This is a genomic window from Synechococcus sp. RS9902, from assembly GCF_014279635.1.
In the GTDB taxonomy this organism is placed as follows: Bacteria; Cyanobacteriota; Cyanobacteriia; order PCC-6307; family Cyanobiaceae; genus Parasynechococcus.
The window spans coordinates 1,847,137-1,860,268 of record NZ_CP047949.1; the positions used below are offsets into that span (position 1 = coordinate 1,847,137).

Genomic DNA, 13,132 nt, shown 5'->3' on the forward strand with positions numbered 1-13,132 from the left:
AATGAAGCCATGGCCTCCCGCTACCGCTGGCGACAACAGCTGCTTGGCAGCCTGCAAGGCCAGCTGCAGCTGGCCACTTATCTGGTGGTCTTCCTCGGCTTCACTGGGGCCTCATCGGTGGGTCTGCTGATCGGCCAGCGCAATCTGCTGGCCAACGACCAGCAGTTGGCCCGCCAAAGCGTCGTGCTCTGCGACAAAGCCATCCGTGGCATGCGAAACGACCCCGCCCAGCTCGAACAGGAGTTGCTGTTCCACTCCAACGCCAACACCAGCCTCTGGATCGAAGACAACAGCGGAACGCTGCTGAGGCCCCGCATCCACCGATCTCTTTCGGAGGCCGCCATCCAAACCGCCATGGCCACCAACCCCGGCCGTGAGCCGGGGTTGCAGCGCACGATCGACATCGGCAATGAGCGGCTGCTGACGGAGCTGGTGAAGCAGCTGCCTGATGGCTCCCATCTGTGGATGGCCCAACGGGCCAGCTCCAACCTTCAGGCCTTGAACAACTATCTGGTGTTGATGATCGTGGTGTGGGGCAGCTGCCTGGCCATCACCCTGCTGAGCGTGAGCTGGGTGGTACGGCGGGTGGTGCAGCCGTTGGATCAGCTCAATGCCGCCAGCTCCCAACTCACCGCCGACACCCTGGCCACCGCGAAACTTCAGCTGGGCAAAGGCCCGATCGAAGTGATGCAGCTGAGCCGCACCTATAACGAGCTCCTGGAACGGCTGGCCCAATCCTGGAGCCAGCAACGGCAGTTCGTGAGCACCGTGAGCCACGAACTGCGCACCCCCCTCACCATCGTTCAGGGCTATCTGCACCGCACGATCAAACGGGGCGACAACCTCAACCCCAACCAGGTGAAGGGGCTGCAGACCGCCGAGGAGGAAAGCATCCGCATGCGCCGGCTGCTGGACGATCTGCTGGACCTCTCCCGCGGCGACTCCGGCCGGTTGGCGATCACCAAGGAGCCTGTGCGCCTCGCTGACCAACTGGAACAGGTGGCGGATCTGGCCCGCAACACCCTGAGCCGCCCCATGACAATCAGCCATCAGATTTGTAAATAGCCTCAGCAACAGCGACCCCAAATACTGGGGAGGAACAATGCCGTGGGACACATTGGACGCCGCATTTAGCGACAGACTCACAGACACAATCTATTTCTTATCTGATGGCAAACCCAATAAAGACCGCGATGGGTTCACATGGAGCAGCAATGATTACGACTCCGTCGCTGACCACTACGCTGCTCTAAACGCATCGCGAGTGAGCGATGGTGACAAATCAATCAAGCTCAACACAACAAGCGTAGGCCTTAATTCAGAGTGGATGCAGCTTCTATCGAGCAAAACCTCTGGCGAATACATACGAGTTGATGATATTTAATGCATTCATTCTCTTGAAAGATATAAAGAAGTCAATACAATTTGCATTCGACTTCAAACGATCAAACTTCAATTCCCACTAGCCATCATTCAGCTTCAACACAGCCATGAAGGCCTCTTGGGGCACATCCACCTTGCCCATGGCCTTCATCCGCTTCTTGCCCTTGGCCTGCTTCTTCAGCAGTTTCTTCTTCCTGGAGATGTCGCCGCCGTAGCACTTGGCTAACACGTCTTTGCGGATGGCACTGATGCTGGTGGAGGCAATGATCCTGCTGCCAATAGAGGCCTGAATGGGAATCTTGAACTGTTGGCGGGGAATCAGTTCCTTCAGCTTCTCCACCAAAGCCTTGCCAACGTTGTAGGCCTTGTCTTGATGGACGATCGTGGTGAGGGCATCGGCGCGCTCACCGTTGATCAGCACATCCAGGCGCACCAACTGGTTCTTGCGGTAGCCAATCAGGCTGTATTCCATCGAGGCATAGCCCTGGGTGCGCGTCTTCATCTGATCGAAGAAGTCGGTCACCACCTCCGCCAGCGGTAATTCGTAGATCAACGTCACCCGATCGGTGGTGATGTATTTCATGTCGATGTAGTCACCGCGCCGTTCTTGGCACAGGCCCATCAAGGCGCCGTTGTAATCGTTCGGCGCATAGATCTCCATACGCACGTAGGGCTCTTCGATCGATTCGCGCTTCTGCGGATCGGGAAGTGTGGCGGGGTTATCCACCATCACTTCCGAGCCATCGATCATGTTCACCTTGTAGATCACCGATGGCGCGGTGACGATCAGATCGAGGTCGTACTCCCGCTCCAGACGCTCCTGCACGATCTCCATGTGCAGCAGACCAAGGAAGCCGCAGCGGAAGCCAAAGCCCATGGCGCTGCTGGTTTCCGGCTCATACTTCAACGCCGCATCAGAGAGCTGCAGCTTGTCGAGCGCATCGCGCAGATCAGGGTATTGATCGGCCTCGGTGGGGAACAAGCCGCAGAACACCATCGGCTTGGCCTCGGTGTAACCAGGGAGAGCCTCATCCGCCGGCGCGTTCACCAAGGTGATCGTGTCGCCAACACGGGCATCAGCCACGGCCTTGATGGAGGCCGCCAGATAGCCCACCTCACCGGCGTGGAGCTCATCCACCTTCTTCTGATCCGGCGCCATGATCCCGATCTCATCGAGCTCATAGGTCTTCTTGCTGGCCATCAACAGCACTTTGTCTTTGCAGTTGATCCGGCCGCTCATCACCCGGAAGTAGACAATCACACCCCGGTAGGGGTCGTAATAGGAGTCGAAGATCAACGCCTTGGTGGGTTCTTCCACCGCATCCTTCGGCGGGGGCACCCGGTCCACCACCGCCTGCAGGATCTCGGGCACACCCATGCCGGTCTTGGCCGAACAGGGAATGGCGTCGTCGCAATCGAGGCCGATGATCGCCTCCACTTCCTCCTTGATCCGATCCGGATCCGCCCCGGGCAGGTCGATCTTGTTGAGCACCGGAATGATCTCGAGATCGTTGTCCAGCGCCAGGTACACGTTGGCCAGGGTCTGGGCTTCCACGCCCTGACTGGCATCAACCACAAGCAGCGCCCCTTCACAGGCCTGGAGGCTACGGCTCACCTCGTAGGAGAAGTCGACGTGGCCGGGAGTGTCGATCAAATTGAGGACGTACTCCTCACCATCAGCCGCCGTGTAGTTCATCCGGGCGGCCTGGAGCTTGATCGTGATCCCCCGCTCCCGCTCCAGGTCCATGTTGTCCAGGAACTGTTCCTGCATGTCCCGGTTGGCCACGGTGCCCGTGTCCTGCAGCAAACGGTCGGCCAGGGTCGACTTGCCGTGGTCGATGTGGGCAATGATGCAGAAGTTGCGGATCCGTGAGACGGGGGCGTCGGTCATGCAGCGGCGGAATCCCGTCTCGGGTCCTGAAAGCGTCCTTGCCACAATCCTAAGGAGCGGCACCAGTGGTCATGAGCAATCCCTGGACCCTGCTGCTGCTGGCGATCAGCGCTGAAGTGATCGGCACCTCCTGCCTGCGGCTTTCGGAAGGCATGACCCGACCGCTGCCCACGCTGCTGGTGTTCAGTGCCTATGCCCTTGCGATGGCCCTGCTCTCCAAGGTGGTGCTGAGCATTCCCCTGGGGATCACCTATGCCCTCTGGAGCGGCATCGGCACTGTGGTGATCGTGCTGGTGGGGCGCTTCGCTTACAGCCAGATGCTCCAGCCCGCCCAGTTGATCGGGATCGGCCTGATCACCGCCGGCGTGGTGCTGGTGAATCTGGGGGAATGAACCTCAGGGGGTGAGCCCCAGCAAGGCATCGCTGCGCTCCCGCATCCGGTTCAACACCTGCGGATCCTGCTGGGGATCTTCATTGATGCTGGGCAGGAGCACTTGCAGGCGCTGCTGCCAGGCATCGCTGTTGAGGCGTTGCTTGAAGCAGCGCTGCAGCACCTCCAACATAATCGTCACCGCCGTGCTTGCTCCTGGGGAGGCCCCCAGCAGCGCCGCCAGGGAGCCATCGCCGGAGGCCACCACCTCCGTTCCCAGCTGCAGCCGTCCGCCCTGCTTGCTGCGTTTGATGATCTGCACCCGCTGGCCAGCCACCGAGAGGGTCCAGTCTTCGGCGCGGGCCGTGGGCATAAACTGCTGCAGGGCCTCATGCCGCTCCGCCGGGCTCTGGCGCAGCTGATTGATCAGGTACTGCACTAGCTCGAAGTTGGTGGCCCCCACCTGCAGCATCGGTAGCAAATTGGTGGCCCGCACGGACGCGGGCAGATCCAGCAGGGAACCCTGCTTGAGGAACTTGCTGCTAAAGCCCGCGAAAGGACCGAACAACAGCGAACGCTTGCCATCAATCCAGCGGGTGTCGAGGTGGGGCACCGACATCGGTGGGGCACCCACCGCCGCCTTGCCATAGACCTTGGCCTGCTGACAATCGGCCAGCTCGGCATCACCGCAGACGAGCCAAAGGCCACTCACCGGAAACCCAGCGAAATCAGCCGCCTCCGGAATCCCGGAACGTTGCAGCAGCGGCAGGGCCCCACCCCCGGCACCAAGGAAAACAAAGGGGGCCCGCACTTCTTTTTTGCCCGAGGGCCCTTTAAGCACAACGCGCCAGTCGGCCTCAGTCATGTCGCTGCGGCGCAGACGTTTGAGGTCTTGCACCTGGGTGCCGTACTCCACGCTGAGCGCTCCGCTCTGCTGCAACGGCATCAGATAGGCCCGGGTGAGGGTTCCGAAATCCACGTCGGTTCCCCGATCAATCCGGGTGGCCGCCACCGGCTGCTTGAGATCGCGGCCTGCCATCACCAGGGGCATCCATTCGGTGAGCTCGCTCTGGTCTTCGCTCCAGCGCATCCGCGCAAAGGCCGGTAGATCCTTCAGCTGGCTGAAGCGCTGACGCAGGAAGGCAATGTTCTCCGGTGTCCACACGGCGCTGATGTGAGCCGCCTGGTGAAGGAAGCTGCTGGTGTCGAGGTCGCCCCGCTCCTGCAGCGAGCTCCAGAACTCAAGGCTGCGTTCAAACGAGGCATTGATAACCACAGCTTTGGCCGTCGCGACGGTGCCATCCGCCTGCATCGGGGTGTAGTTCAGCTCGCAGTTGGCGGCGTGGCCGGTGCCGGCATTGTTCACCGCTGCGCTGCTCTCCAAAGCAGGCGCTTCAAGGCGCTCCACCAGAAGAATTCGCAGCTGCGGGTCCAGTTCATGCAGCAGCGCCGCCAGGGTGGCGCTCATGATTCCGGCGCCCACCAGCACAGCGTCGTAGCGGGCCTCTGGGTTGAACGAACCGTCATGCTGCACCGGAGCTGGAGGGTTAACCGCTCTCGTCACCCTATGGGGCCACTCCGTAACCTTGGGGTCTTGATGTCTGGTTCATCCCGATGAGCACTGAAACCATGGCCCTCACGCTTGAGAACGTGGAGAAGGTGCTGGATGAGCTGCGCCCCTTCCTGATGGCCGACGGCGGCAACGTTGAAGTGGTGGAACTGGACGGCCCGATCGTGAAGGTGCGCCTTCAGGGAGCCTGCGGCAGCTGTCCCAGCAGCACGATGACCTTGAAGATGGGCATCGAGCGCAAGATGCGCGAGTCGATCCCCGAAGTGAGTGAAGTGGTGCAGGTGCTCTGAAGCGCCTCTTCGTTTACGGATCACTCAAAAGCAACGGCAGTGCCCATCACCTGCTGAAAGGCAGCGAACGCGACCGCGACGGCATCGTCGATGGCTTCATCGAGATCGAGCACCGGGGTTATCCGATGCTGAAGCGGGGCAATGGGGCTGTCTCAGGAGAGGTGTACTGGGTTACCGAGCCTTGCTGGCCTGATTTGGATGATTGGGAAGAGGTGCCTGAGGTGTATCAACGCACCAGCGTGACCCTTCGGGATGGCCGCAGCGCGTGGCTCTACGAAGCGGCGTAGGAACAACGCCCCTTAGCGTTGCGAAGAAATCAACGCCTGGCTGTGGAGTGAGCCTGCTGCTGCTGCTCTGGCCGTTGGCGCTGATCCAGCGGCCGGAAGCGGAGTATCCGCTATGGGCCCGACGCAGCCTGATCCTGTTGATCAGCGGCCTGAGCCTTCGTTATTGGTATTGGCGCTGCACCGCCAGCCTCAATCTCGATAGTTCTGTTTCCACCAGCCTCAGCGGTCTGTTGCTGCTGGCGGAAGGCTGGCTTTTGATCACCGGTCTGCTGCCGCTGTGGCTGGCCTGGCGCCGCTTCCCGGATCGACGTCGGGACGTCCAACAACTTCATCGGGACTGGCAGGCCTCGGAGTGGAGGCCCCATGTGGACATCCTTGTACCCACCTACGGCGAGCCGCTGGCGGTGCTGCAACGCTCGCTTCTGGGCTGCACACAGCAGAGCTATCCCCGCACCAGCGTTTTGGTGCTGGATGACTCTGGCCGTGAGGAGGTGAAGCGGCTGGCCGAACAACTGGGCTGTCGCTACTTGCATCGTCCCGAACGACTGCACGCCAAGGCTGGCAACCTCAACGCCGGGCTGAGCCGCTGTGATGGCGAGCTGGTGGCGGTGTTCGATGCAGACTTCATCCCTCAGCAGCGGTTCCTGGAACAGAGCATCGGCTTTCTGCTGGACCCCGATGTGGCCCTGCTGCAGACGCCGCAGTCGTTCATCAATGCCGATCCGGTGATGCGCAACCTGCGGATGGAGTCGTGGCTGCTGCCGGATGAGGAGAGCTTCTATCGCTGGATCGAACCGGTACGGGACGGCTGGGGCGCCGTGGTCTGTGCCGGCACCGCCTTCGTGGTGCGGCGGCGCGCCCTGGATGGGATCGGTGGCTTCGTCGAGGGTGCCTTGTCGGAGGACTACGTCACCGGCATTGCCCTGCGTGCGCAGGGATGGAAGCTGCTGTACCTCCAGCAGAAGCTCAGTGCTGGGCTGACCGCCGAGTCCATGGAGGACTTCGTACGGCAGCGGCAACGCTGGGCCAACGGCACCCTGCAAAGCCTGGCACTAACCCATGGCCCACTAAGGGCTCATGGCCTAAGCCCCGGCCAGAGGCTGGCCTACCTGGAGGGCGTCATCCATTGGCTCAACAACCTGCCGAGGTTGGTGCTGATGCTGATGCCGCTGAGCTACGGGCTGCTTGGTGTCGCACCAATCCTGCTGGATCAGCGAGCCATCATTGAATTGATGCTGCCGCTGTGGGGAACGGTGCTGCTCAGCATCGGCTGGCTGAACCGCAACAGCCGCTCAGCCCTGCTGACCGAACTGACCAGCTGGGTGCTCACCGTTCCGCTGGTGGTGAGCCTGATCTGCAATGTCCTCGGTTCCTCCATTGGATTCCGGGTGACCCCCAAGCATCGCCAGCGATCCCGGGGCGGCTGGTCATGGTTTCTGACGCTTCCCCTGATCGTGCTCAGCCTGTTCAACCTGGCGAATCTGCAGGGACTCGTGCAGCAGCTCATGCTTGGAGGCCGGAACGGAGTCGGGCCGCTTCAGCTGGGGCTGGTGTGGGCTGGGCTGAATCTGTTGGGAACCCTCATCGCTCTTCGCGCCTGCTGGAATCCACCCCAGAGCGATCCCTCCCCCTGGCTGAGCCTTGATCACACAGCACAGGTGGTTGATTCCGAGGGCCATTGCCATCCCTGTCGGATCACCGCCATCAGTGAAAGCGGTGTGGAGTTGGCCTTCAGCACCGAGGTTCCACCGCTGATGCACAGCAGCCAACTGCAGTGGACAGCCTCCGTCCCGCCTCTACCGGTTGTGATGCTGCAGATCCAAGAGCGGCAGGCGGCCTTGAGCTGGGGAGACCTCAGCCAACAGCAACAACACAGCCTGATCCGCTGGTTGTTCTGCAGCGATGGGGTATGGCCGGAACGGAGGCCCCGACGGGAAGTATTCGGACTGCTGGTGCTGCTGAAACGGTTGCTCTGCGGCGGCTCAGCTCCTCAGCCGTTCGACCGTTCTCTTGTACCCCGACGCTCCTGATCTCGGGGCAACCCCCCTAAGGAGGGCTTAAGGACAACGATGAAGAGCAAAGTCGCAGGCGTAGACCGCTGGTTTTTGCCAACTCAAAGGAATCTCCAGCAAATCCCGCGTGCCAGTGATGCCCTGCATCACGAAGAGCAACCCCGCCAACACCGAAGCCGTGACATGCAGTCGGCGCAGGCGAAGGTCCCGCAAGATCTCAGACCGGGCCGCCAGGGAAAACAGCATCAGCCCCGTGACTGCAACACCAGCCCAGTAATGGGACTGCCAGAACGCAGGCGAGAGGGGATCATCCGACAGTCGCCACACCTCCGGCTGGGCTCCAAGGGTGAGCACGCCAATCCAGGTGATCAAACTGAAACTGAGGCGTAAGGCGGCAGCCTTACTTCGCCAGAGCGCAACCAGACTCGCCCCTGTTCCCAGCAGCACAATGCTCAGCTGTAAGGCACGACCAGCGCCGCCAGAGAAATCAGCTGGTGGCGTCTTGGTGGCGATGACCACAGATAAAGCGATCAGCACCAGGAGAACCACACCAGCCGCGAGCCAACGGCCCAGATCACTGTGATCGCGGCCCACCACCGGTGAATGCTTCACCTTGGCGACGCGCCTCTGACGGGTCTGCCAAGCAAGACGCACCACCATCCCAATGAGGGGATAAATCAGCACAACCGCCAGGGCGGGATGAAGAATCCAGAGCCAATCAGTGATGGTCAAAAGCCAGTGTCCATGCTCTTGCAAGCTCAAGGATGGACAGCAAACTTGATCACACAACAAGAGGGTGCGCAAATTTAATTAATCCAGAAAATTAAAATCAATAAAGCGAAATTTTTCGCACTGCACATTTACAGAAAATAAAAAATTCATGCATTAGAACATTGGCATGCCTAGCGAGGCAAGCCAATGCAGGCAGCGCCCAAGCCAATCAATGAAGCAGCCCGGCTGAGGTCCCTCAGTGAATATCGGATTCTGGGAACAAAGCCGGAGAAAGCCTTTGACAACATCACTCGGATGGCATCAGAGATCTGCCAGTCACCGATTGCCCTGATCTCTCTGGTGGATGAAAAGCGGCAATGGTTCAAATCGAAGGTGGGCCTTGAAGCCAGCGAAACCGACAGGGATATTTCCTTTTGCGCCCACACGATTCTCGATTCCAAGCCTCTGGTGGTGGAGGACGCGCTGTTTCACGAGAAATTCCGCGACAACCCCCTAGTTCAGGAAGAACCCCACATTCGGCTCTACGCAGGCTTCCCCCTAAAAACAGACATCAACCACCGCATTGGAACGCTTTGCGTGATTGATCGCATTCCCAAATCACTCACGAATTCGCAGTACAAGGTGATGGAAGGCCTGGCGGAACAAGCCACCACACTTTTGGAACTCAGACGCCGATCCCTGGCCCTGATGGATGAGTTCTGTCAGATGCATCATGCCCAAGGCTTAATCACCACCTGCAGCTACTGCAAATCGATACGCGACAGCGAGGGGTTCTGGAAGCCGATCGAACGATTCCTGATGCAGCACAGCACGCTGAATTTCAGCCATGGCATATGTCCGGACTGCATGAACGAGCACTTTCCCGACGTGCAAAGCAGTCGAGCGGAGTCGTCGAACAACCAGCAGTGAGGCAATTGGAACTGGGCGCTTGGATCAGCGCAATCTCAGACTTGACATCGCCGGAAAATAAAAGTTAGTTCCAGTCATGCGTCATGCGTATTGCAGATTTTCTGTATCGCAAGCTCGGGCTGAATATCTTCAAGGCCGCACCACACCTAAGGACACAAACACCTGAGGTTCCAGCACCCGCCGAGGATGAGCCCGAACTTCTGGAGCAACCAACCCCGATCAATGCATCAAGCACCGCTGTGATTCACATCGGGCCACGGGGGGGGCGCTACAAACTTGATGCCAATGGTCGCAAGATTTACCTCAAGGCCAGCTGAAGTCGTCCAATTCGGCAGATTTGACCACAAACTGAGTTGAAATACTGATCTATTGGGTTCGGTAGCAAACACCACCACCACGGATTCAGCCTGAAAGCGAAGGTAGTTAGACGTTGGGTGACCGAGATGAACGCTGGCCCTGCTTGCCCCATCCGATTTGCCCTCCCGAGCAATCAAAATGAATCACTCGCCGATCAATGTCTGACGGCAGCTGAGATCGAATGGCGACGTTGGTCGGGTTGGCAGATGGAACGCACAGCGGCAAAACAGTTCAGAAAAAAGTGGGCCTGACGCAAGGCTGAACTGAGGCGTTATGGCAGGGTTCGGTGACTTGCCGAAGCATGTGCTCAACCGTTCCCCGTTGCTGAATCGGCGTCGCCCTCAGGCCAGCCAGGTCGGCGACGTGACGCTGTGCCGCGCCACAGCACATCCAGGCCAGCAGAACGTTCTGATCGGGCACAGCGTCAGCTCAGGTGCCTTCGAAGGGTTGGCCGTTGCCGGGGAAGGCCATGCCGGCGTCCAACGCTTTGACCCGGCGCTTAAGCGATCCCGCAGCAGGCTCACCGTCTAACGCCTGGCTGCGACCCGATGGCACTGCCAACGTGGTGGCAACGATCCTTCGGCTCACGCCAGTGCCGTGACCATGCGCGACCTTTGCCCTGCCCTGCAGAACAAGACCTACTTCAACTATGGCGGCCAAGGGCCTTTGCCCGCTCCATCCCTGCAGGCGATCACAGCAAGCTGGGCACGCATCCAAGAGCTGGGGCCATTCACTGCAGACGTTTGGCCATACATCGCCACCGAGGTCAACAGCACCCGACGCCTTCTGGCCCAGTGCTGCGGCGTTCCGCCCCATCGGCTTGCCCTCACCGAGAACGTCACCAGCGGCTGCGTGTTGCCGCTCTGGGGACTGCCCTTTGCTGAAGGGGATCGGCTGCTGATCGGCGACTGCGAGCATCCCGGCGTGGTGAGTGCCTGCGTTGAACTGGCACGGCGCCAAAACCTCGCCATCGACGTGCTGCCGGTGAAGCATCTGCGTGGTGATCAGAACCAGTGCGACAGCGCCGTGGTCGAGGCGATTGACCAAACCCTCAACCCCCGCACCCGTCTGGTGGTTCTGAGCCATCTGCTCTGGAACACAGGGCAGGTGATGCCGATTGCCGCTGTCTCCAAGCAACTCCTTCAGCACCCCCAACAACCTTTTCTGTTGGTGGATGCAGCCCAAAGCTTCGGACAGATCCCCGTTGAAGAGGCAGCTTCTGCAGCAGACATCTACGCCTTCACCGGGCACAAATGGGCCTGCGGGCCCGAAGGATTGGGGGGCGTGGCACTTTCAGAGCGCGTACTGGCCGAAGCCGCTCCAACCGTGATCGGCTGGCGCAGCCTGCGTGATGAAAGCAAAGCCGATCTGAGCAGCACTGATCTGTTTCACCACGACAGCCGCCGCTTTGAAGTGGCCACCAGCTGCGTGCCCCTGATGGCCGGCCTGCGCAGCTCACTGAAACTGCTGGAACAACAGGGCTCTGCCCAACAACGCTGGGAGCGAATCCGAACACTCAGCGACAGCCTCTGGCAGGCACTTCAAAAGTTAGAGGGCGTCACACCACTGCTGGACGTGGCACCCGCTAGCGGACTGGTGAGCTTTCAGATCACGGGCAATGTGCCCCCTGTAGAGCATGTGAAGCTGTTGGGTGCCCAGGGGCTGTGGATTCGCGATCTGGCGGACCCCAGTTGCTTGAGGGCCTGCACCCACATCACCACCACAGAAGACGACATCAACGCCCTGGTGGCCGCGATTAGCGCCCTTTGATTGGCTCAGATCAATCGCGATAGAGCACTTGGTTCAAGACAACCTCAAGCGCAAAGCGCGTTCCGCTTCCTCGCGATCGTCGAAATGCACCTTTTCGGTGCCGAGAATCTGGTAGTCCTCGTGTCCCTTACCGGCCACCAGCACCAGATCGTTCGGCTCAGCTTCTGAAATGGCTGAAGCAATCGCCTGGGCTCGATCACCCTCCACCAGCAGATCGCTACCGGCCGGAATCCCGGCCACCACGTCATCCAGGATCTGCTGAGGATCCTCGGTTCGGGGGTTGTCGGAGGTGACCACCACGCGGTCAGCCAGGCGTGCTGCAATCGCCGCCATCTGCGGACGCTTGCCCCGATCCCGATCACCACCGCAACCGAACACACAGATCAGCCGCCCGGTGCAGAACGGACGCGCTGCAGAAAGCGCGTTGTCCAGGCCATCGGGAGTGTGGGCGTAATCCACCAGCACCGGTGGCAAATTCGCTGCATACACTCCGTTCAGGATCACCCGCTCCATCCGGCCGGGCACGCCGCCGAAACGGCCGATGACCTCCAGCAGCACTGACAAGGGCAACTGCTGCTGAAGCAGCACCCCCACCGCCTGCAGCAGGTTCATCAGGTTGAAGCGACCCAACAAGGGCGAACGGAAACGACCCTCGCCCACAGGACTGATCAAGCGACCCTCCACCCCAGCAGCCGTCATCTGCAGGTCGCTCATGTGCAACTCCGCCGATGGATCTTCAAGAGAGCTGCGCCAACAGGCAGCCCCGAGCCGTTCGGCCAAGCGCGCCCCCCAAGGGTCATCGCTGTTGACCACCGATCGCACGCCATCGGCAAGCAGCAGAGGATCCGCAAACAGCGACGCCTTGGCCTCGAAGTAGTCCTCCATCGAGGCGTGGTAGTCGAGGTGGTCCTGCGTGAGGTTGGTGAACACCGCGCCCGCGAAGCGACAGCCCGCCACCCGCTGCTGCGCCAGGGCATGGGAACTCACCTCCATCGCAGCAAGGCCACAGCCGGCGGATGCGGCTTCGGCAAGTTGCCCCTGCAGGAGGTCGGCAAAAGCCGTGGTGTGGGTAGCCGTGATGCTGTGGCCCGGCCAGCGGTTCACCAACGTGCCGAACAAGCCCACCGATTGGCCTGCTGAAGCGGCCAGATGCTCGATCAAATGGGTGGTGGTGGTTTTGCCATTGGTGCCGGTCACACCAATCAGGGCCATGCGCCTGCAGGGGTGATCCCAGTACGCCGCGGCGATCTCACCGATCCGACGCGCCACCGGCTCCTGGATCACCACCACGGGATCATCAGCAGCTGGAGGTTGCGCAGCAGCGGCTTCAGCTCCAATCACGGCAGCGGCAGCTCCGGCCTCAAGGGCTTGGGCCCAGAAGCTGCCTCCATCCACCCGTTCGCCCGGGAGACCGAGAAACAAAGTTCCAGGGCCGACGCGACGGGAATCGGTGGTGATGGCCTCCAACCCAGGGTTCACCAGCCCCGGCGGCACTGCGATGCCTGCATCACTCAACAGGGCATGCAACACCTGCGTCATCCCACTCCCCTGTGCTTGGGGG

13 protein-coding genes are annotated in these 13,132 nt (G+C 60.6%); 9 read left to right on the plus strand and 4 right to left on the minus strand.

Annotated elements, in window-relative coordinates; genetic code table 11:
* Positions 1–9 precede the first annotated feature (9 nt).
* Positions 10–1,065, plus strand: coding sequence for a histidine kinase dimerization/phospho-acceptor domain-containing protein (locus tag SynRS9902_RS10185; RefSeq protein WP_186509039.1), 1,056 nt, complete (start codon positions 10–12; stop codon positions 1,063–1,065).
* 397 nt (positions 1,066–1,462) lie between these two features.
* On the opposite strand, the gene lepA is transcribed toward SynRS9902_RS10185, so the two are convergent.
* Positions 1,463–3,274, minus strand: a complete 1,812-nt coding sequence (gene lepA, locus SynRS9902_RS10190; RefSeq protein ID WP_186509040.1) for a translation elongation factor 4 — start codon at positions 3,272–3,274, stop codon at positions 1,463–1,465.
* A 71-nt stretch (positions 3,275–3,345) separates the two neighbouring features.
* Between lepA and SynRS9902_RS10195 the strand changes: the two genes are divergently transcribed.
* Positions 3,346–3,666: a multidrug efflux SMR transporter gene (locus SynRS9902_RS10195; protein WP_136987605.1), complete on the plus strand. Its 321-nt coding sequence runs from the start codon at positions 3,346–3,348 to the stop codon at positions 3,664–3,666.
* A gap of 3 nt (positions 3,667–3,669) precedes the next feature.
* Here the strand turns inward: SynRS9902_RS10195 and SynRS9902_RS10200 are convergent, their stop codons facing one another.
* The gene (locus tag SynRS9902_RS10200) at positions 3,670–5,178 is read right to left on the minus strand and encodes a malate:quinone oxidoreductase (RefSeq protein ID WP_186510613.1); all 1,509 of its coding nucleotides are present in this window, start codon (positions 5,176–5,178) and stop codon (positions 3,670–3,672) included.
* A gap of 80 nt (positions 5,179–5,258) precedes the next feature.
* On the opposite strand from SynRS9902_RS10200, the gene SynRS9902_RS10205 reads away from it, so the two are divergent.
* From SynRS9902_RS10205 to SynRS9902_RS10215, 3 genes are read left to right on the plus strand one after another with little or no spacing between them, the layout of a single operon-like run.
* Entirely contained in the window at positions 5,259–5,504 is a 246-nt protein-coding gene (locus SynRS9902_RS10205; protein ID WP_011128549.1) for a NifU family protein, read from the plus strand.
* Between the two features lie 53 nt (positions 5,505–5,557).
* Positions 5,558–5,791 (plus strand): gamma-glutamylcyclotransferase family protein, encoded by a 234-nt coding sequence (locus tag SynRS9902_RS10210; protein ID WP_255446280.1) that lies wholly within the window; start codon positions 5,558–5,560, stop codon positions 5,789–5,791.
* A gap of 47 nt (positions 5,792–5,838) precedes the next feature.
* Positions 5,839–7,821, plus strand: a complete 1,983-nt coding sequence (locus SynRS9902_RS10215; protein ID WP_186509041.1) for a glycosyltransferase — start codon at positions 5,839–5,841, stop codon at positions 7,819–7,821.
* Between the two features lie 27 nt (positions 7,822–7,848).
* Here SynRS9902_RS10215 and SynRS9902_RS10220 read toward each other — a convergent pair whose 3' ends face one another.
* On the minus strand, positions 7,849–8,535 hold the full coding sequence (locus SynRS9902_RS10220; protein ID WP_186509042.1) for a DUF4079 domain-containing protein: 687 nt from the start codon (positions 8,533–8,535) through the stop codon (positions 7,849–7,851).
* Positions 8,536–8,721: 186 nt separating this feature from the next.
* On the opposite strand from SynRS9902_RS10220, the gene SynRS9902_RS10225 reads away from it, so the two are divergent.
* From SynRS9902_RS10225 to SynRS9902_RS10240, 4 genes are all read left to right on the plus strand, one after another.
* Entirely contained in the window at positions 8,722–9,444 is a 723-nt protein-coding gene (locus tag SynRS9902_RS10225; protein ID WP_186509043.1) for a GAF domain-containing protein, read from the plus strand.
* An 83-nt stretch (positions 9,445–9,527) separates the two neighbouring features.
* Positions 9,528–9,761 (plus strand): hypothetical protein, encoded by a 234-nt coding sequence (locus SynRS9902_RS10230; RefSeq protein ID WP_186509044.1) that lies wholly within the window; start codon positions 9,528–9,530, stop codon positions 9,759–9,761.
* Between the two features lie 313 nt (positions 9,762–10,074).
* Entirely contained in the window at positions 10,075–10,332 is a 258-nt protein-coding gene (locus SynRS9902_RS10235) for a hypothetical protein (RefSeq protein WP_186509045.1), read from the plus strand.
* Between the two features lie 72 nt (positions 10,333–10,404).
* Positions 10,405–11,571: an aminotransferase class V-fold PLP-dependent enzyme gene (locus tag SynRS9902_RS10240; RefSeq protein WP_186510615.1), complete on the plus strand. Its 1,167-nt coding sequence runs from the start codon at positions 10,405–10,407 to the stop codon at positions 11,569–11,571.
* Positions 11,572–11,604: 33 nt separating this feature from the next.
* Here the strand turns inward: SynRS9902_RS10240 and SynRS9902_RS10245 are convergent, their stop codons facing one another.
* A complete protein-coding gene (locus tag SynRS9902_RS10245) occupies positions 11,605–13,110 on the minus strand; it encodes a UDP-N-acetylmuramoyl-L-alanyl-D-glutamate--2,6-diaminopimelate ligase (RefSeq protein ID WP_186509046.1) in 1,506 nt (501 codons plus the stop codon).
* Positions 13,111–13,132: the final 22 nt, after the last annotated feature.

Bases quoted from the DNA above. Each gene is read 5' to 3' on its own strand.
- SynRS9902_RS10235 (WP_186509045.1), top strand. From the start codon at position 10,075: ATGGCAGGGTTCGGTGACTTGCCGAAGCATGTGCTCAACCGTTCCCCG.
- SynRS9902_RS10195 (WP_136987605.1), top strand. From the start codon at position 3,346: ATGAGCAATCCCTGGACCCTGCTGCTGCTGGCGATCAGCGCTGAAGTG.
- SynRS9902_RS10245 (WP_186509046.1), bottom strand. From the start codon at position 13,110: ATGACGCAGGTGTTGCATGCCCTGTTGAGTGATGCAGGCATCGCAGTG.
- SynRS9902_RS10205 (WP_011128549.1), top strand. From the start codon at position 5,259: ATGAGCACTGAAACCATGGCCCTCACGCTTGAGAACGTGGAGAAGGTG.
- SynRS9902_RS10230 (WP_186509044.1), top strand. From the start codon at position 9,528: ATGCGTATTGCAGATTTTCTGTATCGCAAGCTCGGGCTGAATATCTTC.
- SynRS9902_RS10240 (WP_186510615.1), top strand. From the start codon at position 10,405: ATGCGCGACCTTTGCCCTGCCCTGCAGAACAAGACCTACTTCAACTAT.
- SynRS9902_RS10225 (WP_186509043.1), top strand. From the start codon at position 8,722: ATGCAGGCAGCGCCCAAGCCAATCAATGAAGCAGCCCGGCTGAGGTCC.
- lepA (WP_186509040.1), bottom strand. From the start codon at position 3,274: ATGACCGACGCCCCCGTCTCACGGATCCGCAACTTCTGCATCATTGCC.
- SynRS9902_RS10185 (WP_186509039.1), top strand. From the start codon at position 10: ATGGCCTCCCGCTACCGCTGGCGACAACAGCTGCTTGGCAGCCTGCAA.